Raw genomic sequence first — 21,392 nt, forward strand, 5'->3', positions numbered from 1 at the left:
CGTCTTACGAAGAAATTTCGCCCGCAACTCCATCCACTCCGCCGCACGCAACAAACAGCCGCAGCGCCTCGAAGTTCGCACGGACGTCATGCACGCGAATCACCTGCACGCCTAGGCGTGCCAAAGCCAATGTTCCGCCAACACTGCCGTACGCTCGGGCAATCTCTTTGTCTTCTAGCAGTTTGCCGATGAATCCCTTGCGGGAATGCCCCACGAGCAGCGGTCGCTCCAGTTCATGATAACGCCCGCAGCCGGCCATCAAGTCAAGATTATGCTGATGCGTCTTGCCGAATCCCACGCCGGGATCGAGACAGATACGCGTTTGCTCAATTCCTGCTGCGATCAACGCATCGCGCCGCGCAGTCAGGTAGGCGAAGATATCCTCGACCACGTCCACGTACTGCGGATCGTCCTGCATCGTTTGCGGCGTTCCTTGCATGTGCATCGCACAGACGCCGGCGCCGCAATCGCGGGCAACGTCGATCATTCGCGGGTCGCCGCAGAGGCCGGTCACGTCGTTGATGATCTCGGCTCCGGCGGCGATCGCCTCTTTGGCGACAACCGCTTTAGAGGTATCGATCGAGATCGGCACATTGGTCACTTCGCTGAGATGCCGAATGACCGGAATCACGCGGCGCAGTTCTTCCGATACGTCGATCGGCTCTGAGTAAGGGCGCGTGCTCTCGCCGCCGATGTCTAAGATCGCGGCGCCTTCGTCGACGCACCGCAGCGCGTGTTCTACGGCCTGCATTGGATCAAAGAAATTCCCGCCATCCGAGAAGCTGTCTGGCGTGACGTTGACAATCGCCATCAACAGCGGCGTACGATCGAACGTAAGCGTGCGACTCCGCAGCTTCCAAGTAAGAGCTCGGGTGGGGAATCGGGCGGATAGTTCTTCGTGCGGCATCCCCTCAGTTTATCAGGGGGGCGCAGTACAAATCACCAGGGCGCCTGCATGTTTCGGACGATTTGCACCGCCAAATCGCGGATCGCTTCTTCCTGGGCGATCGCCATGGTTTGCCCCGCTTCGGGAACATACTTGCTCGCCACATTGAGCGAATCGGCCGAAAGTGCCGGGGCCAGCGTCAGTGACAACGGCTGCTGCAGCACGTTGCCGCGAGAATCGGTCCAGCGATAGACGACGGTTAGATTTTCTTGAATGATGCGAGCTTCGTCCAAGCCGTTTCCGGCGATGACCGACTTTTGATCGGCGATCAATTCGCCGCTCAGCGTGCTGTCAGCCATCTCTTTCGACACCACTTTGTAGGGCGTTGTCGCATGGATCTCGCGGACGACTGCTTCCGTCAGACGTTCTCCCAGTCCAAATCGAAACGACTCCGAAGCGAACATCGGCACGTAGACTGTTTGAATGTCAGGCCGATAGAGGGTGCGCGCCCCAATTTGATAGCAAGCGCAGCCCCCGCTGAAAAGCGTGACCAATAGCGGCATCCATATCCAGCGACGATCGATCATGGGGCCTGAACGTTTGCGGTGCGCGGGGTCGAATCTTCCGGAGCGATCTTCGGCATGTCCTTGTCCTCGTCGTAGTCGATCAGATCGACCAACCATTTCGCCTTTTGCGGCGCGTGGTCGGGACGATCGGCGATTTCAACCATCCGCTGGCGAGCGGCGTCGGCCATGTTCGAGTTCGGAAATTCTTGAATGACCTGATCGTAGTAGAAGCGAGCTCCACCGTATTGCTGCCGTCCTTCAAAGAAGGTCGCCAAGTGCCACAAGCGCTCGGCTTGTTTGGCGCGAACTTCTTTCTTTGCGGCGTCGATCGCTTCACGATGTTCGATCACCCGATCGGGGAATTGCCGCTCCATTCGCTCGGCCAACTTGCCGGCTTCTTCGAGCGACTGTCCGTCATAGGAGGGGCCCTGGTACATCTTCAGCTTGCAGAACATGCCGAGATAGTGCCCGATGAATTGATGTTCGCTGGACGGGAAGTTCTGTCGCAAGTCGGTATAGAACCGGTCCGCCGCTTCGTACTTACCCCGCTTGAAGTTGGCGTTGGCCGCCGCCAAAGTCGCGTCATCCGCCAATTTGCCGGTCGGATCGTCCAGCCGGATCATGTCGTACAACTTGATCGCGTTGCCAAATCGGTCAAACAGCGGTCGCTCTTCGTCGGTAAAGTTGGGCGCCAACGTCCAATCTGGATTCTCCGAATATCGATCGACCCAATAGCGGGCCAGTTTGAACCTGCGATTGCCGACCTGATCCAGATATTTGGTGTTCGGGTACTTTTTGACCAGCTTTCCATACATCTCAACAGCGTCGGGATACTCATCCAAAAAGTAATAGCACTCAGCTGCATACATCAGCGAGTTTTCTTCGAGGTCCGATTCGGGGTAGTACTTACCCGCCGTGATGAAGTTGTCGGCCGCTGAGTGCAGCGCGTCGTCACGCTGGCCGACCGGCGCCTTGAGCCCTTGTTCGTACGCTGCTTCGGCTTCAGCGTAGAGTCGCTTCGCCCGCGCTTTGTCTTGCACAACCTTGCCGGTCGTTTCGCGGATCGATCGTTCGACCGAGCTTCCGCCCAACGATCGCCACCACGATTTTTTCTCAACCTCAACCGGCTCGACATCGGCGCCGGGCGGTTGGTTTTCTTCAAAGGCGACCTGGCGAACGCCTGGCGACATGACAGGGGTTTGGGCGACCGTCTCGGCGCCGCCTGGTCGCCATGAAGCGCAGCCCAACACCGCCGCCATGCAGGCAAGAACCGCAAAGCGTCCTGCCTGTGGCGATCGACAGGGGCATCCATGTCCCGGCATTCGTGTCATTCGCTCAGCATTCCCAGCTTGTCGTGCATCTTGAGCCGATGGCCGGCTTGATGCGTGATGTATCGGTTGATTACGCCGCGGCATTCGCCGCGACGACTGGCCGGAATCTCCACCAGCCGCCAACTTTCTCCCGGTTCGGCAAGCCGACGGAAGATATCTAACGTTTCTGCACTGACATCGATCACCTGCCGATGTCCGGCTCTGGCTTCGGGCGACAATATGCCTCCCGCCAACAGCCCCAACGGCACGCGTCCCGTTTTAGGAGCAGGTCTCCCGGTATCGACGCAAAACGACAATTCCGGCAGTTGCCCCAACAATCTCAACAGCGAAAGCTCGAAATGAAGCACTAGCTTCGGTACGTTGCCCCCGCTATCCAGTTCGGCCAAAGTTTGATCCGCGATGTGGAACAACTCCGCATACGGATCAGACTCGTGCGTAAATTCTCCGAGCAACTCGGCGATGTAGTAGCCTGCGTACAAATGAGGCAAACTACGCTGAGCCGAGCGAAACTTACGCAGTAACTTCGCTTCGGTCAGGATGTCGAGGGAGTCGCTCGTTTTGTGGAGGAACACTATGCGACAGAGCGACAACAGGTCAATAGCAGACTCGAACGCACTTTTAGGGCGGCGGCACCCCTTGGCGATCCCAGAGATTTTGCCGAAATCCTCGGTAAACAGCGTTGTAATACAACTGCTTTCGCTAAATTCGACAATGCGAATGACGATCCCGGTTGTTTTTTCGCTCGACATAGAAGTAGTGCTAGCTGGCGGCGTGTTGATTTTTTTCTTAGTCAAACGCCGTAGGGTTCAGAAGGAGACAGGATACTCGAGATCACGTCGAAGGAGATTCGGCTGGATCGAGTTTCGTCAGTTGCAATTTTTGAATTCGACGGCGGTCGGCTGCTATCACAACGATCTCGACATCCTCGATCCGAATGCGATCGCCGGTCTTGGGAATTTTTTGCAAACGACTGATCACCATTCCGGCGAGCGTGTCATAATCGTCGCCGACCGGCAAGTCGAGTCCCAACTCTTCGTTCACATCGTCGATGTGGGCGCGACCTTGCACCTCGGCTTGATCGCGACTGATGCGGACAATTTCTTCTTCTTCATCCTGATCGTGCTCGTCGACAATCTCGCCGACGATTTCTTCCAGGATGTCCTCAATCGTGATCAGCCCGGCGACGGCGTGGTATTCGTCAATCACGATCGCCATGTGATTTCGTTCCCGCAAAAATTGCTTGAGCAATTCGTCAATCGGCATCGATTTGGGAACCATCGCCGCTTTGCGCGCCAAATCACGCAGCGACTGGCGGTCGGCGGCCGGCTTGACCAGTTCTGACAGCATATCTTTCACATAAAGGACGCCGACAATCTGATCGAGCCCCTCGTGATAAGCCGGAATCCGCGTGCGACCGGTCTCATGGACAAACTTCACGGCGTCTTCCCACGACGTTTCGACCGGCAGCGCGTCGACCTCGCTGCGTGAAGTCATCACGTCGGCGACGTCGATATCCCCCAGCTCGATCACGCTTTCGATCATTTCACGCGCATCTTCTTCGAGCAGTCCTTCCCGCAGTCCCTCGGTCACGATCGTGCGGATCTCGTCTTCAAACTCTTCCTCTTCGTCGACGACTTCATGCGGAATGTTCGCCAAGCGGCGGAGGAATCCTTCGACAAAGCGAACGCCCCAAGCGAGCGGCGAAAAGATGATGCTTGCGACGGCCCAAAACCGCCAGGTGTAGTAGATGAACTGCGGTGCGAAATGCTCGGCGACCGCCCAGGGAAGCCAGACCGTTGACGCGAGCAATACGAAAGCAACCGCCAGCACATCGGTCGCAAATCCGGCCGGGGTCAGCGAATTGGTCTTCCCCAAGTCAAGCAACCAGGCCTGACCGGCGACGAGAAAGAATGCCGTCCCTAACACCTGCAGACACTGAGCGGCGAACCCGGCGTCTTCGTGATTCTCGTGAATGATTCGAAACCAGCGGATTTGTCGGCGACGATCACAGAACTCTTCTAGTTCGTGCCAACTCAAGTCGTGCAGCACACGACCAGTAACCGCCGCCAAAATCATGAATGCGGCGCCAGCACACGAGGTCCAAAATAAGAGCGACGCATTCATCGGGCGGCGCCTCGTTCGGTCTGTGGAGCATCTAAATGGCGATGCGACTCGGGGGGCTCCAATCCGACTTGTTCGAGATAAACCCGTTCGAGCCGCCGCATCGTCAAGCGATCTTCGTCTTCATGGTCGTCATATCCGACCAGGTGCAAAGCGCCATGAATGACGTAGAGGAGCGTTTCATGCTCAGCTGGCCACTGGTACTTTTCGGCCTCGGCCGCCGCATATTGGCAGCTAATGACGATTTCCCCTTCCAGCAGATCATCGTCCGACGAAAGATTGAACGTCACGACGTCGGTGGGGTAATCATGTTGGAGAAAACGGCGATTCACCTCATGAATCTCCGCATCGTCGACTAGCGCGACGCTGACTTCGTACGCTTCAATAGACTCGCCGGCAAAAACCGCCGCTATCGCTTGGCGAACCGCTTCGTCGGTCGGCGCCGCATGTTGCGTGCGACGCGTGATTTCGACCGCCTCGTCGGGCTCATCATCCATGGGAGGTTCTAGGCTCGCTGTTGACTGGGGTATTTTACGCGACCGTGATAAACGGCCGTCAGACTCTTCGTAACGCTATCTTGAATCTTCCGCAATTCGGAAAGGGTCAAACCTGATTCGTCAAACTGACCATCCAGCAGACGCTTCATCGTCAGTTCTTCGACCAGGTTTTCGATACGTGCCGGAGTCGGATCGACCAGCGTGCGACTGGCGCTCTCGATCATGTCGGCGATCATCATCACCCCGGCCTCTTTCGATTGCGGTTTGGGACCGGGATATCGATAGCTGCTTTCGTCGACTTCTTCCGAACTGGAAGGATCGCTTTCATTGCGACGGCTCGCTTCGCGATAAAAATACTCGACCAGCGTCGTACCGTGGTGTTGTTCGATAAAGTCGATAATCGCGCGGGGCAACTTGTGCTTGCGCGCAAGGTCGGCGCCATCTTTCACGTGAGCGATAATAATCAATGTGCTCATCGCCGGCAGCAAAGTGGCGTGACGGTTTCCTTCGCCTGACTGATTTTCGATGAAGTACTCCGGCTTCATCATCTTGCCGATGTCGTGGAAGTAAGCGCCGACGCGGGCCAATAGCCCATTGGCTCCAATCGCATCAGAGGCCGCTTCGGCGATCGACGCGACGTTGATCGAGTGGTTATAGGTGCCGGGAGCGCGGCGGACCAACTCTTGCAGCAGCGGGTGAGCGGCGTCCCCCAGTTCGAGCAAACTGATATCGGTCAATACGCCGTAGCTTTTTTCGATAAACGGCAACAGGCCGGTCATTAAGAAGCCGGTCACAATCGCCCATCCAGCTTGCCAGGCGGCGATTTCTAACAGGCGCAGTCCCAGCGGTTGACCAACCACGACTCCCACGCCTAATTGCGTTGCGAAAGCAGCGATACCAGCCCAAACGCCGACAAAAATCAGCTTGGTGCGACTGCGGATGCGAACGGTCATTAAGATCGCCGTCGCTGTCGCCGCCGCGATCGTTACGAAGGTCGCTAAACCTTCACCGACCAAAAAGACGACCGCCAGCATGGCGCAGGCCGAAACCAACAGCGCCAACTCTTGGCGATAGACGATCGCCAACAACATGCCGAGCGCCATCAGCGGCACCAGTTCGGCGCGCCAAGCGTCGTCGATCCAGTACGACAACACCACCGCGCCGGCGACCGGAGTCAAAAACATCAAGAAGTCATGGACCGAATGCAGCACCTGGGGAGACTTGAACGCCAGATAGACGCCGGACAAAGTCGCCAAGGCGATAAACATGCCGAAGATCGAAAGCGATCGCCATAGTTGCTTGGTCAGCGGCAGACTATCGCAAAAGGCGACGTGCTCGCTGCGAAGCAGCTTCAGCGATTCCCCTTCGAGCGGCACTCCTCCCTTGGCGAGAGCTTCGCCCAAGGGAATATGCCGCATGACCGGCTCAACTTTGTCGATCGTCGCTTGTCGTTGGGTGTTCGTGGCAATTTCGTTTTTCGTCAACGTGCTGGGCAAGTTGGCGCTCATCCAGTAGTAGATCGGGTCGATCACCTCGGCGTTCGACTCTTCTTCTTGCAGCTGGCTTAGCTCGATTTCGAGATTCTTTTTCAGATTGTTGCGTGCCTGCGCGATCAACAAGTCGGAGATCGAAACGGTCCGCCGCGCATCGGGTTCCCCCTTGCGATAGACGATGACTTCGGCTTTGTTTCCTTTGTTCTCGGCCTGGTCGTTGTTGTCCATCAGGCCGTTTTTGGTGAAGTTCGTCAGCGCGGCGGCGACTCCCTGCTCCAGCGCCGTCAGCTTTCCTTCTTTGGCGTAGAACGCGTGAAACTTGTCAAAGTGGCGGCGTTTTTCGGTTTCCGGAATCGCCTGATCCGGGGCGGCCGGCGTTTTCAGAAACTCATCCCAAGCGGCGGCGATCTCAGGAGTGAATTCATTGGCCGAAACAATCCTCGCTAGGGCCGACTGCAACTTTCCGCGCATTTGCTCGAGCGGCGCAGGATCATTTTCATAGACAGTCAGCGCATTAGCGGCGGCCGCATCGCGAGCACGCTGGTCTCCCGCCGGGTCAGGCACGGCGAAATCAATGCGGGAAACGACGTCACGCGGAGGAACAAAATCCTCGCGAAACGAGAACGGCGGCATCCAAGAGATCGTCACCGCCCACAAGATCAGCGCCGACATCGCGGTCAGCGCCACCATCGCCGCATTCTCAGGACGCTGAAGTTGCGCGATCCAGCGACGCATCGCGCCTGGTTTCAGGACGATGCTGCTAACGTGATCCGAGCGAGTTTTTGATTTGATATGGGGAGGCATAATTTGCGTTGGACTAGGTCGTGTTCGGTCCCCGTTCGTAAGCGTTCACAATTTCTTGCACCAGCGCGTGCCGCACGATGTCGGCTTGCGTCAGCTGCACCTGGCCAATTCCCTGGATATCCTTCAGTCGCAGGATCGCGTCGCTCAAGCCGCTGCTTACGTTATGCGGCAAGTCATTTTGCGTCGCGTCGCCAGAGATCACCATCCGTGAGTTCTTTCCCATGCGGGTCAAGAACATCTTCATTTGTGAGATCGTCGTGTTTTGCGCTTCGTCTAAAATAATGAACGCATCGTTCAGGGTCCGTCCCCGCATGAACGCTAGCGGAATTACTTCGATCACGTTCTGCTCCATGTACCGCGCGACCTGGTCGCGATCGATCATTTCGCCTAGCGAATCGAGCATCGGCTGCAAATAAGGATTGATCTTCTCGTGTAGCGTACCAGGGAGAAACCCAAGTTGCTCTCCCGCTTCGACCGCTGGACGAACCAGGACGATCTTGCGGATGCGTTGCTCCAACAGAGATTCAACCGCCAATGCGACCGCTAGAAAGGTCTTCCCGGTACCAGCTGGTCCCAACGCAAACACCATTTCATGCTCGCGCATCGTCTCGACATAGACGGCCTGACCAGGGGTCATCGGCGAGACCCGCTGCGTCTTCTTGAAAACGGCGATCGGCAGCGTCTTCGGCTTGATCGTTTCGCCGGTCACGTCGGCCAGCGAATCTTCTACTTCGTCCAGCGTGATCAGTCCTTGGCGTTCCACTTTTTTTCGCAGCGCCTCAATGACTTTGGTCGCCTGGGCGACGGCGACTTCGCGGCCGGAAATGCGCACCTGTCCATCGCGATGCGTAATCGTCACGCCCAGTGATTCGCGGATACGGCGAACATGTTGATCGCGTGCGCCAAATAGCTGGAGAACGGACGAGTTGTCGAGAAATCGGATAGTCGCTTCGTACATGCAGAAAGCGCTGACCGCAAAGGCCCTCGCAGGAAGAATGATTTCAACACCACTAAAAATATAGACAATCTTTCGTCGGACGAAATCGAAATTCCGCCGCCGATGCGCTAACTTATTTCATGATAGCACTTTACATTCCTTTAGACCGTCTTAATCGGGTTGAAATCTGGTTACCGTGGCCCGATCAGCCCGATTTCCCAGAAAAATAGCGCCATCGGTGCGGCGACCAATATCGAATCCATCACGTCGAGCACCCCCCCCAGGCCGATGAGCCAAGTGCTGGAGTCCTTGCTTTCCATGTCCCGCTTAAATAGCGACTCGGCCAAATCGCCGATCATGCCGGCGATCGCCACACAGACCGCATAGAGACAGAGTCGCCAGAACGCAGGGGGTTCGCTCGTTGTCAGTTGCGGCGCCACCACGGCGAATACGATCCAGGCGCCAAACACGGCCGCGACCAATCCGCCGATCGCCCCTTCGACCGTTTTGCCGGGACTCAGATTGGGCGCTAATTTCGTGCGACCCAAAAATCGCCCGGTGAAATAAGCGCCGGCGTCCGACGTTTTGGTCGCAACAATCATTGAGAGCAGGGCAATCATTCCCCACGCATTGCCGTCGGGCAAGTCGCTATGCATCAGGCGCAGCCGTAAAAGAAAGCTCATCAAGCCGCCGACATAGGCGATCGTAAAGATCGTCAAACCGACATGCACGATCGCCCAGCCTGGCTTTTCGTACCGGCGCATTTCGCTAATCATCGACAAGACCATGCCTGCGGCAAGTGCGAACAAGATCCACTTGGACGGATCTGGGGGAAGCGTCTCTGGTGCAAACGGCCACAAGATCGACAGCCCGGCGCTTCCCATCACCAGCAAAGCGCCGACGTGACAAGCCCATCCGGCGGGACGCAACTTTTTCGCGCGCAGCAGCCCAAGCACTTCTTCCGAAGCGGCGATTGCAATCAGAATCGCCAACGGCAGGAGCCAAATTCCAGGGCGGTCAAAGTTCCAGCTGTAGTCCAGCCAGCAAAGCAGGACTACCGGAACGATGATCGCCACAGCGCCGATCAATCGCCATCTCAGCACGGGCTAAGTCGCTCCTTCCGCAGAATCGACCTTTAATCCGCCAAATCGCCGGTCTCGTCCGGCAAAGTCGCGTATCGCCTGGTGCAAAGTTTCTTCACAAAATTCAGGCCAACATTGCTGCGTGACCCAAAGCTCGGCGTAACTGATCTGCCAAAGCAAAAAGTTGCTGATCCGCATTTCGCCGGCAGTGCGAATCAACAGGTCGGGATCCGGCATCCCGGCGGTGTACAAATGGGCGGCGATGTCGTCTTCGGTGATCTTCGCCGGCTCCAGCGTTCCGGCGACCGCTGCGCTGGCCATCTTCCGGACTGCATCGACCATTTCGCCGCGACCGCCATAGTTGATCGCCAGACAAAGGGTCGTACCGGTATTGGCGGCGCTCAGCTCGATCGTGCGATCCATTTCGTGCTGCACCTGCTCGGGAATGCCGTCGCGGCGGCCGATGATGCGGACTTGGATATTGTTGGCCATGATCGTGCTCCGTTCTTCGATCATGTACTGCTCGAGCAGATGCATGAGAAAGTCGAGCTCGTATTGCGGCCTTTTCCAGTTCTCACTCGAAAGACAGTAGAGCGTCAGCTGTTCGATCCCCAACCGGGCGCACTCTTCCGTGGTGCGGCGAACCGACGTAACTCCGCGACGGTGCCCTTCTACACGCGGCAAGCCTTGCCGCTGCGCCCAGCGACCGTTGCCATCCATGATCACGGCAATGTGACGCGGCAGACGTTCGGCCGCGACGCCGAGGTCAGATTGCACAGATTGACTGGACGATTCAGAAGTCATGGCGAACAGCGGGAGCGATCAATGCGATACCGGTCGAACAAATACAACCACGAAAACCAGACCAGGCTTTCGCTTCGTGTTGCGTCATTGTAACGACTCGTCCCCTCGCCATGCGAGCGGTGAATTACGACGCGGCGCCCGCCAACATGGCCATCGGCTCGGTAAAAATCGTTTGCTTGCGGTCTGGACCGACTGAAACGACCCCTACTTCGCACCCTACCAGTTCCGAAATCCGCTCGATATAGGCGAGTGCGTTGGCTGGCAAATCCTCCAGGCTACGAGCGCCGGTGATTTCTTCCGCCCAACCGGGGAGCGTTTCGTAAATCGGCTTCACCTGGCGAATGTCATCGACATGACTGGGGAAGTGGGTCAAACGCTCTCCGTTCAGGTCATACGCGACGCAGATCTTGATTTCGTCCAACGTCGACAACACGTCCAACATCATCAGCGCCAGCGTATCGACGCCGCTAATCCGCGCGGTGTAGCGAACGGCGACCGCGTCAAACCAGCCGCAACGTCGTGGGCGACCGGTAGTTGTGCCAAATTCGTTGCCGCGAACACGGATCTTTTCGCCCAGCTCATTTTCCTGCTCGGTCGGAAAAGGTCCGCCGCCAACACGAGTGCTGTACGCTTTGATGACGCCGATCACCTGGGTGATGAACTTGGCGGGAACGCCTGATCCGGCCGAAGCGCCGACGCCAGAACTATTGCTGCTGGTCACAAACGGGTAGGTCCCGTGATCAACGTCCAACAGCGCCCCTTGGGCGCCTTCAAACAAAATGCGTTTGTCCTCATCGGCCGCATCGAGCAGATAGGCGGTTGAGTCGGTCACATATTCGCGCATCTGATCGGCATACGCGGCGTATTCGGTATAGATCGCATCAGCGTCGAGCGGCGTAAAAGCTCCGCTGTCATACATGCTGGCGATCGTCTTGTTTTTGGCGGCCGTAATCAGCGCAATCTTTTCTTTCAGACCGGGACGAACCAGATCGCCAAGTCGAATCGCATGGGCGCGGCCGACTTTATCACGATAGCAAGGTCCGATACCGCGCATCGTGGTGCCGATATTCTCGCCATCGGCGGTCGATTGATTCATGGCCCGATCTTCGGCCATGTGCCATGGGAAGATGATATGGGCGCGATCGCTGAGTTGCAGGTTCTTCACCGGCACTCCACGAGCTTTCAGCCCATCAATCTCTTGCAACAAAATCGGCGGATTAATAACGACGCCCGCCGTGACGACGTTGGCGACGTCGAGGCTGAGAATCCCGCTCGGAATATGGTGCAGCTTATAGGTGTTTTCTCCGTCGACGACGGTATGGCCGGCGTTTGCGCCTCCCAAAAACCGAGCGACCACATCGTGGCGCTTCGTCAACAAATCGACGAGCTTGCCTTTGGCCTCGTCCCCCCACTGCAAGCCGATGACGCACGTTCCAGGCACCGGATTCGCTCCGCTATATATCAAGTCTAAGAACTAACACACAAACTTCCCATGTTACGGCGGCTGGATCCGCTCGGTCAACCAGTAAGAGGGTAAACCGCTGGCGAGGGGGATCTCCGTGATCCCTTTTCCGCCAGACCAATCGGCGGCGGAATGACTTCGCACGGCAACTGCGGTACGATAAGCGGCGGGAAATGCCGCTGCAGGCAAGTCGCCCATTCGCCAGCCGCCGAGAATTCTTTGCCTGAAGATGACCCCCAAAACGAGCCGGAAATCGACGAAGCGCCGCCGCTTAGTCCTCGCGAGCATGCGGAATACTTTGTTCGTTCGGTCGTTTTGCTCGAAGCGGCGCTGCTGGGCGTCGCCATTTTATTGGGCTGGATATTTGGCGTTTCCCCCTGGCAAAGCGCCAGTTGGACATCGGAACAGCCGTTGGCCGCCGCTTGGGCATTTGGAATCGGCGTCGTCGCGACCTTGCCGCTGATCGCCTTTTTCTTCTTTCTCCGCTTTAACAAAAGCGCCGCGTCGCTGGATTTGCGGCGTGTGATGGAAACGCAAGTTGTCCCTCAATTTTCCTCGGCCACCATGCTCGAACTGGGAATTGTTGCGTTTGCCGCGGGACTCTGCGAAGAGGCGCTCTTCCGCGGTTTTCTGCAATCTGGTTTAACGTCGATCCTGTCCGATTCGTTTGGGGGCGCTGCGACGGCGATCCTTGTCGCCAGCGCCTTATTTGGACTGGCCCACTATCTTTCGCCTGAGTACGCCGCCGCCGCGACCACCATGGGCTGCTATTTTGGGCTGCTGTTCTATTGGACAGACGACCTAATCGCGCCGATCACCACGCACTTTCTGTATGATTGGTTCGCGCTGGTTTACATGCGCAGCCGCGGCGCAACATCCGCCGATTCTGTCGACGACTAGTCGCACGACGGCGATTGTAGAATCTCCACCGTTTCTCTAATAATAGAGAACGCAGACGCATGTCCGACCGCAAGCCGAAAGACGCCCGATGGAAACGCTGGATCTGAAGGATTTTGAGTGGAAAACTGTCATCCGTAATCTGACGATCGATGACTTTGACCAGTTGGTCGAAATGCAAAGTCGTTGCTTTCCGGGGATGAATCCCTGGAGCCGCGAACATATCGAGAGTCAGATCAAAACCTTCCCCGACGGACAGATCTGCATCGAAATCGACGGCAAACTGGCCGCTTCCAGCAGCAGCTTGATCGTCGACTACAACCCGAACATGGCCTGGCACAACTGGTCCGCCGTCGCCGACAACGGTTACATTCGGAATCATAATCCCAAGGGAGACACGCTCTACGGGATCGAAATCATGGTCGACCCCGAGTTCCGCGGCATGCGACTCTCGCGGCGTCTCTATGACGCTCGCAAAGAAGTTTGCCGGCATTACAATCTCTCGCGAATCATCATCGGCGGTCGCATCCCCGGCTACCACAATCACGCCGATTCGCTTTCGGCCCGAGAATACATCGAAAAAGTGATCGAGCGGGCCCTGTTTGACCCGGTGCTAACCGCCCAACTGGCCAACGGATTCGCCCTGCAAGGTTTGATTCCCAATTATTTTCCTGGCGACGAAGCGTCACGCGGCTACGCGACGTTTCTCGAGTGGCTCAACCTCGACTATCAACGGGGCGCCAAGCGTCGCTATCACCATGTGGTCGAACCGATTCGCCTGGCGGTGGTGCAATACGAAATGCGCCCCGTGAAAGACTTCAGCGAGTTCGCGACGCAGTGCGAGTTCTTCATTGACGTCGCCTCCGATTACAAAAGCGACTTTGTGGTCTTTCCAGAACTCTTCACCACCCAGTTGCTCTCGTGCGTCGCAGGCTCGCGTCCCGGTCAGGCGGCTCGCCGTCTGGCCGAGTTCACGCCGCAATATCTCGACCTGTTCACCGAGATGGCGGTCAAACACAACGTTAACATCATCGGCGGTTCGCAGTTTGTGATCGAAGATGAGACCCTTTACAACGTCTCTTATCTGTTCCGCCGCGATGGGACGCTCGGCAAGCAATACAAAATTCACATCACCCCCAGCGAACGCAAATGGTGGGGCGTTTCGCCCGGCGACAAAGTCGAAGTGTTTGACACCGACTGCGGCAAAATCTCAATCCTGGTCTGTTACGACATCGAATTTCCCGAGCTTGTCCGCATTGCGGCTCAAAAGGACGCCGGCATCGTCTTTGTCCCCTTCAATACTGACACGCGACAAGGCTACCTGCGGATTCGTCACTGCGCGTTGGCTCGTTGCGTCGAAAATCACGTTTATGTCGCCGTGTCTGGCTGCACCGGCAACTTGCCTTTCGTCGAAAACTCGGATCTGCACTACGCTCAATCGGCAATTTTTACGCCGGCAGACGCCGAGTTCGCCCGCGATGCGATCGCGGCCGAGTGCAATCCGAACATCGAGACGATGATTATCCATGACGTCGACGTCGAGCAATTACGCCGGCACCGAGAAAGCGGCAACGTGCAAAACTGGAATGATCGCCGCCGCGATCTCTACAAAGTCGTCTACATGGAAGATGGCGCCGAGCGAGAGATTTAAAGCGTATCGACGATCGTTTTCGCAATTTGCAGCGAAGATGTCGCCGCGGGACTCGGCGCATTGAGCACGTTCACCATGCGCCCTGCCCGCTGAATCAAAAAATCGTCGACCAGATCGCCGCTTGGAGCGATCGCTTGCGCGCGAATGCCGGCCGGCGCCGACGAGATGTCGGTCGCTTGAATCTCCGGCATCAAACGCTGTAGCGACCTTAAAAACGCCGTCCGCGAGCAAGAACGATAGAACTCTTGCAGGCCTGCTTTCCAGTGACGCCAGGCCAGTTTCCGAAAACCGCCGTACGAAATCGACTCCCACAAATCACGCAAATTGACATCCAATTTGCCGTATCCTTCACGAGCCAGCGCCATCACGGCGTTGGGGCCGCACTCGACGCCGCCGTGGATCATCCGCGTAAAATGAACGCCCAAAAACGGAAAGCTAAGATCGGGAACGGGGTAAATCAGGTTGCGGCAAAGGCGCTCCGCTTCGGGACGCAACTCGAAGTATTCGCCCCGAAACGGCACAATCTTGGCCTCAGGGTTAGCGCCGGAAAGTCGCGCAACTCGATCGCTATAGAGCCCGCAGCAGTTGATTGCGATCTCGCCGACAAGCGCCCCAGCGGTCGTTTCGACAGCGGTTTCACTTTCGAGTTCGGTGATCGAAAGAACTTTTGCATTTAGCCAAATTTCGCCGCCCCGCTGGCGAATCGAATCCGCCAGCTTTTCACTGACCTGGCGATAGTCGACGATGCCGGCCTCCGGCACATGAATCGCTTCGATACCGGCGCAGTACGGCTCTAACTCAAGCAGACGTTCGCGGCCAATACGCTCGCAGCGGACGCCGTTGGCTTGCCCCCGCTGATAGATCTTCTCCAATTGCGGCAACTCGGCAGGCTCGACCGCGACAATGACTTTCCCGCAAATGTCATATGGGATCGACTGCTCGCGACAAAACTGCTCCATCAATGCTTTGCCGGCGCGGCAGTTGGTCGCCTTCAGCGAACCAGGCTTGTAGTAAATGCCCGAGTGGAGCACACCTGAATTGCGACCTGTTTGATGCGTCGCCAATGCGGCCTCTTTCTCACAGACGATGACGTGACGGCGGGGATCACGTAGCAGCATTTCGTAGGCGGTTGCTAGCCCGACAATTCCTCCCCCCAAGACGATAGCATCGTAGCGCATTACGAATCTTTCTCGCCGCTAGCTGTATCCAACGTCTTCAGTTTGCGTCCAAGCTTTTGTTCGACCGCATCGACTTTTGTTTGCAAGCGTCCTGAATAGCCAGCTCGATAGTCAAGTTTTGCCGTGCACGTAACTCGGTCGCAATCGGCGGCCATTGCCTCTAAACAGGCTTTGAGGACCGCTAGCACTTCATCAATCTCGCCTTCAATGATCGTTCCCATGGCATGAAGTCGATATTCGAGTCCACTTTTGTCGATAATATCGAGACTGCGGGCGACATATTGGCTGACGCTATCCCCCTGATTAAGGGGAGACATACTGAATTCCAACAAGACCATGGCTTAATCAATGTTTCGCTAGCGGAAATATTTTTGAAATTCGTGAACCGGTTCACCTTTGAGACGAAAAGTGGTCTAGAGCCGGCCAACCCCAATCACTAAACTACGCCCCCTCAAGTTTCACCGCGAAAGTCTAGGGATGAACTCCCTGCTCGCGTTGAAGTTTAAACGGCAAGAGCGGAAGTAGGACATGAAATCCGAAATAGGCGAAAGAACGACTCTTCGTTGCGCGGTTTACATCGCTGCAGGGATGATTGTCTGGTTGTTCTTGGACGCCGGCTCTGCGCTGGCTCAGTACCCTGAAGCCTACCAGCGCGACCTCAATACCTTAATCCCCGGCGACGAATATACTGGACCGCGTCCAACCTTTGCTATTTCGCATCTCGAAACGAGTCACCAAGCAGCGTTGCCGTTCCCGGATCGGCCGATCGAAGTTTCGGAATACGAACTCGAAGATTACAACCAACCTTGGTACGACGCTTCAGGCGACTACGACGACTGGCAAGTACTGCCGACAGGTCACATCTACAAAGCGCATCTGGCGGATGTCAAAGAATCTCGCTTAGCGGTGAAAATCGTTGACCTAACCGGCGACACGACCATTCTGGATGGCAATCTCGGCGGTCGCTTTGGCGTCTTTCGTTATGGCAACCATGATCCTTACCTCCCGCAAGGCGTTCAGTGGGACGTCGAAGGATCTGCGCATGTGCGACTTGATATTCCGGAAGAAGTGGACGTTCGCAGCGCCGACTTTCGCGCCGGAAATCAACTGACCTGGAGCTATGACCGAGCCCCCAACCATCGCACGCGATTTGGCTATTACCATCTCAGCTCGCACTTAGGCGACGAATTCCTGATCAAAAACCCAGGCTACAACCGGCTGAACTACTCACGGGACGTACTCATCCTGGGACATTCAGTCTACTTGAACGAGAAGACCCGAATCTACGGCCAAATCGGCTGGGCGTTCTACACGACTGTATCGAAGCCGTGGGAGCTGAGCTTCGGCTTTGAACGAGCGCCGACGCATGCAACCGGACCGTGGGGCGAACCCTTTTTCGCGGTCAATGGAGAACTGCGTGAAGAGGTCGATTGGGGCGGCAGCTTCACCCTGCAAACCGGCTGGGCGTGGGTCGGGGATGACTCGGGCCATCTCCTTCGGATCGGTCTGCAATATCTCAACGGCGCGAGTAGCCAATATTCGTTCTACCAGCAGTGGGAACAGCAAATCGGCTTCGGCATCTGGTACGATTACTAGTCGCCAAGGGCGCTGGCCAGAGAAGCGGATAAATCCGCTTCTCTGCAATTCCAACTTGTCGCTGCGCCGTGATTCTTATTCGCCCTACTTGGCCCGTTCGACGGTGAAAGTCGGCGTATTCGTGCCGGCGGTCACTTCCAGTTCCAGGCCTGAAGTTTCGTAGCGCTGGAACTTCGATTCGATCACTTTACTAACGCGTTCATCGCCTGTTGCTTGTCGCGGGACAATTAGCACACGATGCTTTCCAGGCAATGCGCCATCTTCGGCCTCGAAGGTCGAGATCACGAACTTCCCCTGATCGTCGATCGAACCGCGTGCGCTGACATCCTGTTCCAATGAATCCAGTTCGACAGCGCCGCCACTGAGTTCCTTAGCCGGAGTGCCGTCTGGGTAGACGATCGATCCATGCACGGGATAGGTCCCGTTACCGCACCCGACGGAAATGCTGAGAATCGCGATACATCCGACTGCCAATAACACTTGCCGATATTCCATAAAGTTACCTGTGATTATGCAAAAAGTGCTTTCAATCTCCCTGTAGTTTAGTAAATTTATTAGGAATCGGAAACACATTGAGATTTATTGCGGTTATTTGTTACACAACACTTCCTCACTTCCTTCCCTGCCCCACCGGGAATGGCCGTAGAGCTTATTGACTTTTGAATCTGTTTTCCCTTCATGCCATCCACTGCCGATTAACTGGCCGCATCTCGCCGTTGAGAGTTCCCCCGAATCGGCCCTGATGCGTGCAATCCGCTTCCCCATGCATGCGACCGGATTGTCCATTTCTTGGTTTGAATTTACGAAGGGCGAACTCTTGACGTACCAATTTACTTCTCGCCGCACAGGGCGAACTGCTTTCACCTTGGTGGAGCTTCTGGTGGTGATCGCGATCATCGGCGTGCTGATCGCTTTGTTGTTACCGGCGGTTCAGCAGGCGCGTGAAGCCGCGCGTCGGATGAGTTGCAGCAACAATCTAAAACAGATGGGGCTGGCGCTGCACAATCACCACGATACCTACGGGCACTTGCCCAATAGTCGACGCGACGCCTACCCCAACTGGATCGTCGACACGCTGAAATTCCTCGAACAGAACAATTTGTCGGATCAATGGGACCGCACCAAAAACTACTACCACGCTGATAACAAAACTGCCCGAGAAACTTCGGTCGAACAGTTATATTGCCCGTCACGTCGCGGGCCCATGTTGAGCGAGCCAGAGTCGTTGCAAAACGCCGAGGTAACCTACGCGGTTGGCATGGTCGGCGATTATGCCGCCAACGTTGGCACCGGCACGAATGACTATGCGAATGACGTAAACTTCACGGGCTTGTTCCAACTCTTCGGGGCCAGCGGCGGCAAAGGAGAACCGCAAGGTCTGGCGTTCCGAGACGTCACCGACGGCACGAGCAACACGTTTCTCGTCGGCGAAAAACATGTCGACATCAAACAGTTTGGAGTCGGAGGACTCGAATTTACCGACGGTGGAGCTTACAACGGTGACGGCTTCAACTCGATGCGTTTCGCTGGCCCCAGCAAAACGTTGGCCCGTTCTCCCACCGAGACGGCTTCGAACATTTTCGGGAGCTACCATCCCGGCATTTGCCAGTTCGTATTCGTGGACGGCAGCGTTCAGTCGATCCCAGTGACGATCGACTCCACAACTCTGGGCTATCTGGCGGCACGTAACGACGGCGAAGTCATCAACACCAATTGGTAGTCAAGTCGGCGTTTGCACGGCAAGCCGGTCGCACCTCAGTGCGGCCCAGCTTGCCGGTATCTAATACTTTCAGCTTGTTTTGGGCGGTCTCTTCCGCCTTCCGCTAGTTCCTTCTTGGCTAGCAATGCCGTCCATATTCGAGCGGTGACCTCTCGTTCGGAAATGTTGCAGCCATAAACGACTTGCAACGCCGAAAAATCCGCTACAATGGATCACAATGGCTTTGAAGTAAGTTTTAAAGTTGTTATTTTACATCTGTATTCCGATATTTAGTTAAATCTCTTATCAACCTCTCTTCTTAGCAAAGGCGGCATCGCTATGCATATCTCCTCCCAGCGATCTCGTTTCCGGCCCGGCTTTACCCTGGTCGAGTTGTTAGTCGTGATCGCGATCATCGGTGTTTTGATCGCCCTGCTGCTGCCAGCGGTGCAACAGGCGCGCGAGGCGGCTCGACGCATGAGTTGCTCGAACAATCTGAAGCAGATTGGTCTGGCGATGCACAACCATCACGACACCTACGGCGCGCTTCCCTTCAGCCGTCGCGACGTCCGCCAAACCTGGCTGGTCGACATCATGCCGTTTGTCGAACAGAGCAATCTGTACGATCAGTGGGACCTGACGAAGCTGTACTACGACCCCGACAATCAAGCGGCGCGAGAAACTTCGGTCGCGGAGTACTTTTGCCCTTCACGACGCGATGGTAAGGAAATCAGCCAAGATGATGTGAGTGACGATGGAAATTACACGGTCAAAGGCGCACTAGCGGACTACGCGTGCAATGCCGGAACGAACAGTCCCGATTACGCCAGCAGCACCTCCTTTGACGGCCTCTTCTGGGTCAACGGCAACGGTGCGGACAAAGCTCTTGGACTTCGTGACATCATTGACGGTACAAGCAACACGCTGATGGTCGGTGAAAAACATGTGAACCAAGATCGCTTCGGAGAAAAAGGCGCCGGTGATAGCGGCGCCTACAACGGGGATCATGGTCAATCTAATCGCTACGCAGGCTCGGGCCATTCGCTGGCTCGCACCAAACGCGATACCGGCGGCAGCATCTTCGGCAGCTATCATCCTGGTATTTGCCAATTCGTCTTTGCTGACGGCAGCGTCCGCAACGTCGAAGTGACCATCGACACGACAACGCTCGGTTATCTGGCGGCCCGCAATGACGGCAAAGTGATTGACCTCAACTAGTCGATTCGCTGCCTTTCGCGTTCCAATGCTCTAGCAAACGATTACTGGAACGCAAAGGGCTATATCGAGCCACTAGCCTGAAACATCCCTTAGGAGCCTCCAACAGCGGGGATTCCCGCAAAAACCAGAGCCTGGAGATTTAGACATTTCCATTTCCCTGCCATTTTGCAGTAAAATCGCTGTTTAGCGATAATTTTATCTTTTTATCGAATTCCTTGGGGTCACTTATCTATGATCGCACTCCATCACAACCGATCTCGAACCGGTTTCACCTTGGTTGAGTTGCTGGTAGTCATTGCGATTATCGGCGTCTTGATTGCATTGTTGCTTCCCGCCGTACAACAAGCGCGAGAAGCGGCGCGGCGCATGAGCTGCTCCAATAATCTGAAGCAGATCGGCCTGGCGATGCACAATCACCACGACACTTTCGGACATCTGCCGAATGGCCGCGTCGACCTTCGTCAAACTTGGCTGGTCGATATCTTGCCGTTTGCGGAGCAGCAAGTTTTGTTCGATAAGTGGGACCTGACGAAACAGTACTATGATTCCGCGAATCAACTGGCTCGCGAAACCCCCTTTTCCGCCTACTTCTGCCCTTCGCGCCGTTCTCCCGAAGAATTGAGCGACGGCGACGTGCGTGACAACTCATCGCCCCAAGTCATTGTCAATGGTGCGCTGGCGGACTACGCCGCGAATGCTGGAACCACCGGCTCGGACTACTGGACCTCAAGTTCATTCGACGGCGTGTTTTATCGCCTGCAAGGAGACCCGTCGAGTTCCGGCAGTCAAGAAGGTCTCGCATTCCGCGACATCACCGATGGCCTCAGCAACACGATCTTGGTCGGCGAGAAGCATGTTCACATCGATCACTTCGGAGAAAAGGGATACGGTGACAGCGGCGCCTATGACGGCGACCACGGCAGTTCCGTTCGCAAGGCCGGCTCAGGGTATTCGCTATCTCGTACGATTCGCGAAACCAGCGGCGGCCTGTTTGGCAGTTACCATCCTGGAATTTGCCAATTTGTTTTTGGCGACGGCAGCGTGCGTAACGTCAACGTCACCATTAACACGACCACGCTTGGCAACATGGCCGCGCGTAATGATGGCAAGGTCATCACATTCGATTAATCGCCCCACGGCAACACCCCATCTGTCGTCAAAAAGCTCTGC

21 protein-coding genes are annotated in these 21,392 nt (G+C 56.1%); 6 read left to right on the plus strand and 15 right to left on the minus strand.

Annotated features, from left to right (window positions below; translation table 11 throughout):
- Window positions 1–4: 4 nt before the first annotated feature.
- From folP to M4951_RS20185, 12 genes are all read right to left on the minus strand, one after another.
- A complete protein-coding gene (gene folP / locus M4951_RS20130; protein WP_262023422.1) occupies window positions 5–907 on the minus strand; it encodes a dihydropteroate synthase in 903 nt (300 codons plus the stop codon).
- 32 nt (window positions 908–939) lie between these two features.
- A complete protein-coding gene (gene lptE, locus M4951_RS20135) occupies window positions 940–1,473 on the minus strand; it encodes an LPS assembly lipoprotein LptE (RefSeq protein ID WP_262023423.1) in 534 nt (177 codons plus the stop codon).
- The gene (locus M4951_RS20140) at window positions 1,470–2,783 is read right to left on the minus strand and encodes a tetratricopeptide repeat protein (RefSeq protein ID WP_262023424.1); all 1,314 of its coding nucleotides are present in this window, start codon (window positions 2,781–2,783) and stop codon (window positions 1,470–1,472) included. The genes lptE and M4951_RS20140 overlap by 4 nt, the downstream gene beginning before the upstream one ends.
- Window positions 2,780–3,532: a DNA repair protein RecO gene (recO, locus tag M4951_RS20145; protein WP_262023425.1), complete on the minus strand. Its 753-nt coding sequence runs from the start codon at window positions 3,530–3,532 to the stop codon at window positions 2,780–2,782. The genes M4951_RS20140 and recO overlap by 4 nt, the downstream gene beginning before the upstream one ends.
- 82 nt (window positions 3,533–3,614) lie before the next feature.
- Entirely contained in the window at window positions 3,615–4,907 is a 1,293-nt protein-coding gene (locus tag M4951_RS20150) for a hemolysin family protein (protein ID WP_262023426.1), read from the minus strand.
- Window positions 4,904–5,401: an rRNA maturation RNase YbeY gene (ybeY, locus tag M4951_RS20155; protein ID WP_262023427.1), complete on the minus strand. Its 498-nt coding sequence runs from the start codon at window positions 5,399–5,401 to the stop codon at window positions 4,904–4,906. Before ybeY ends, M4951_RS20150 begins: the two co-directional genes overlap by 4 nt.
- 8 nt (window positions 5,402–5,409) lie before the next feature.
- Window positions 5,410–7,629 (minus strand): HD family phosphohydrolase, encoded by a 2,220-nt coding sequence (locus tag M4951_RS20160; RefSeq protein ID WP_262023428.1) that lies wholly within the window; start codon window positions 7,627–7,629, stop codon window positions 5,410–5,412.
- Window positions 7,630–7,711: 82 nt separating this feature from the next.
- A complete protein-coding gene (locus M4951_RS20165; RefSeq protein WP_262023429.1) occupies window positions 7,712–8,656 on the minus strand; it encodes a PhoH family protein in 945 nt (314 codons plus the stop codon).
- A gap of 170 nt (window positions 8,657–8,826) precedes the next feature.
- Window positions 8,827–9,738, minus strand: a complete 912-nt coding sequence (locus M4951_RS20170; RefSeq protein ID WP_262023430.1) for a phosphatidate cytidylyltransferase — start codon at window positions 9,736–9,738, stop codon at window positions 8,827–8,829.
- A 3-nt stretch (window positions 9,739–9,741) separates the two neighbouring features.
- Complete coding sequence (locus M4951_RS20175; protein WP_262023431.1) at window positions 9,742–10,521, minus strand: isoprenyl transferase; 780 nt, start codon at window positions 10,519–10,521, stop codon at window positions 9,742–9,744.
- A gap of 124 nt (window positions 10,522–10,645) precedes the next feature.
- Window positions 10,646–11,962: an adenylosuccinate synthase gene (locus M4951_RS20180; protein ID WP_262023432.1), complete on the minus strand. Its 1,317-nt coding sequence runs from the start codon at window positions 11,960–11,962 to the stop codon at window positions 10,646–10,648.
- Window positions 11,963–12,016: 54 nt separating this feature from the next.
- Complete coding sequence (locus tag M4951_RS20185; protein ID WP_262023433.1) at window positions 12,017–12,181, minus strand: hypothetical protein; 165 nt, start codon at window positions 12,179–12,181, stop codon at window positions 12,017–12,019.
- A gap of 21 nt (window positions 12,182–12,202) precedes the next feature.
- Here M4951_RS20185 and M4951_RS20190 point away from each other — a divergent pair, with 21 nt between their 5' ends.
- Both M4951_RS20190 and M4951_RS20195 read left to right on the plus strand, forming a co-directional pair.
- Complete coding sequence (locus M4951_RS20190; protein ID WP_262023434.1) at window positions 12,203–12,883, plus strand: CPBP family intramembrane glutamic endopeptidase; 681 nt, start codon at window positions 12,203–12,205, stop codon at window positions 12,881–12,883.
- An 88-nt stretch (window positions 12,884–12,971) separates the two neighbouring features.
- Complete coding sequence (locus M4951_RS20195; protein WP_262023435.1) at window positions 12,972–14,531, plus strand: carbon-nitrogen hydrolase family protein; 1,560 nt, start codon at window positions 12,972–12,974, stop codon at window positions 14,529–14,531.
- Here M4951_RS20195 and lhgO read toward each other — a convergent pair.
- A complete protein-coding gene (gene lhgO / locus M4951_RS20200; RefSeq protein ID WP_262023436.1) occupies window positions 14,528–15,709 on the minus strand; it encodes an L-2-hydroxyglutarate oxidase in 1,182 nt (393 codons plus the stop codon). The two genes, M4951_RS20195 and lhgO, sit on opposite strands and share 4 nt — an antisense overlap.
- On the minus strand, window positions 15,709–16,047 hold the full coding sequence (locus tag M4951_RS20205; RefSeq protein ID WP_262023437.1) for an MTH1187 family thiamine-binding protein: 339 nt from the start codon (window positions 16,045–16,047) through the stop codon (window positions 15,709–15,711). Before M4951_RS20205 ends, lhgO begins: the two co-directional genes overlap by 1 nt.
- Window positions 16,048–16,237: 190 nt before the next feature.
- Here M4951_RS20205 and M4951_RS20210 point away from each other — a divergent pair, with 190 nt between their 5' ends.
- Entirely contained in the window at window positions 16,238–17,305 is a 1,068-nt protein-coding gene (locus tag M4951_RS20210; protein WP_262023438.1) for a DUF1207 domain-containing protein, read from the plus strand.
- Between the two features lie 84 nt (window positions 17,306–17,389).
- On the opposite strand, the gene M4951_RS20215 is transcribed toward M4951_RS20210, so the two are convergent.
- Window positions 17,390–17,785 (minus strand): hypothetical protein, encoded by a 396-nt coding sequence (locus M4951_RS20215; RefSeq protein WP_262023439.1) that lies wholly within the window; start codon window positions 17,783–17,785, stop codon window positions 17,390–17,392.
- A gap of 262 nt (window positions 17,786–18,047) precedes the next feature.
- On the opposite strand from M4951_RS20215, the gene M4951_RS20220 reads away from it, so the two are divergent.
- The 3 genes from M4951_RS20220 (at window position 18,048) to M4951_RS20230 (ending at window position 21,350) form a co-directional block, all read left to right on the plus strand.
- Entirely contained in the window at window positions 18,048–19,025 is a 978-nt protein-coding gene (locus tag M4951_RS20220) for a DUF1559 domain-containing protein (protein WP_262023440.1), read from the plus strand.
- A gap of 318 nt (window positions 19,026–19,343) precedes the next feature.
- On the plus strand, window positions 19,344–20,222 hold the full coding sequence (locus M4951_RS20225) for a DUF1559 domain-containing protein (RefSeq protein ID WP_262023441.1): 879 nt from the start codon (window positions 19,344–19,346) through the stop codon (window positions 20,220–20,222).
- A gap of 231 nt (window positions 20,223–20,453) precedes the next feature.
- Entirely contained in the window at window positions 20,454–21,350 is an 897-nt protein-coding gene (locus M4951_RS20230) for a DUF1559 domain-containing protein (protein ID WP_262023442.1), read from the plus strand.
- The last annotated feature ends 42 nt before the right edge of the window (window positions 21,351–21,392 follow it).

Origin of the sequence: Blastopirellula sp. J2-11 (assembly GCF_024584705.1) — a bacterium.
In the GTDB taxonomy this organism is placed as follows: domain Bacteria; phylum Planctomycetota; class Planctomycetia; order Pirellulales; family Pirellulaceae; genus Blastopirellula.

What these genes read in the sequence shown, in the direction of transcription:
- M4951_RS20205 (WP_262023437.1), bottom strand. Translation starts at nt 16,047, where the DNA reads ATGGTCTTGTTGGAATTCAGTATGTCTCCCCTTAATCAGGGGGATAGC.
- M4951_RS20185 (WP_262023433.1), bottom strand. Translation starts at nt 12,181, where the DNA reads ATGGGCGACTTGCCTGCAGCGGCATTTCCCGCCGCTTATCGTACCGCA.
- M4951_RS20195 (WP_262023435.1), top strand. Translation starts at nt 12,972, where the DNA reads ATGGAAACGCTGGATCTGAAGGATTTTGAGTGGAAAACTGTCATCCGT.
- M4951_RS20225 (WP_262023441.1), top strand. Translation starts at nt 19,344, where the DNA reads ATGCATATCTCCTCCCAGCGATCTCGTTTCCGGCCCGGCTTTACCCTG.
- M4951_RS20150 (WP_262023426.1), bottom strand. Translation starts at nt 4,907, where the DNA reads ATGAATGCGTCGCTCTTATTTTGGACCTCGTGTGCTGGCGCCGCATTC.
- M4951_RS20175 (WP_262023431.1), bottom strand. Translation starts at nt 10,521, where the DNA reads ATGACTTCTGAATCGTCCAGTCAATCTGTGCAATCTGACCTCGGCGTC.
- ybeY (WP_262023427.1), bottom strand. Translation starts at nt 5,401, where the DNA reads ATGGATGATGAGCCCGACGAGGCGGTCGAAATCACGCGTCGCACGCAA.
- recO (WP_262023425.1), bottom strand. Translation starts at nt 3,532, where the DNA reads ATGTCGAGCGAAAAAACAACCGGGATCGTCATTCGCATTGTCGAATTT.
- M4951_RS20210 (WP_262023438.1), top strand. Translation starts at nt 16,238, where the DNA reads ATGAAATCCGAAATAGGCGAAAGAACGACTCTTCGTTGCGCGGTTTAC.
- lptE (WP_262023423.1), bottom strand. Translation starts at nt 1,473, where the DNA reads ATGATCGATCGTCGCTGGATATGGATGCCGCTATTGGTCACGCTTTTC.
- lhgO (WP_262023436.1), bottom strand. Translation starts at nt 15,709, where the DNA reads ATGCGCTACGATGCTATCGTCTTGGGGGGAGGAATTGTCGGGCTAGCA.
- M4951_RS20220 (WP_262023440.1), top strand. Translation starts at nt 18,048, where the DNA reads ATGCGTGCAATCCGCTTCCCCATGCATGCGACCGGATTGTCCATTTCT.
- M4951_RS20165 (WP_262023429.1), bottom strand. Translation starts at nt 8,656, where the DNA reads ATGTACGAAGCGACTATCCGATTTCTCGACAACTCGTCCGTTCTCCAG.
- M4951_RS20230 (WP_262023442.1), top strand. Translation starts at nt 20,454, where the DNA reads ATGATCGCACTCCATCACAACCGATCTCGAACCGGTTTCACCTTGGTT.
- M4951_RS20160 (WP_262023428.1), bottom strand. Translation starts at nt 7,629, where the DNA reads ATGCGTCGCTGGATCGCGCAACTTCAGCGTCCTGAGAATGCGGCGATG.
- M4951_RS20140 (WP_262023424.1), bottom strand. Translation starts at nt 2,783, where the DNA reads ATGACACGAATGCCGGGACATGGATGCCCCTGTCGATCGCCACAGGCA.
- folP (WP_262023422.1), bottom strand. Translation starts at nt 907, where the DNA reads ATGCCGCACGAAGAACTATCCGCCCGATTCCCCACCCGAGCTCTTACT.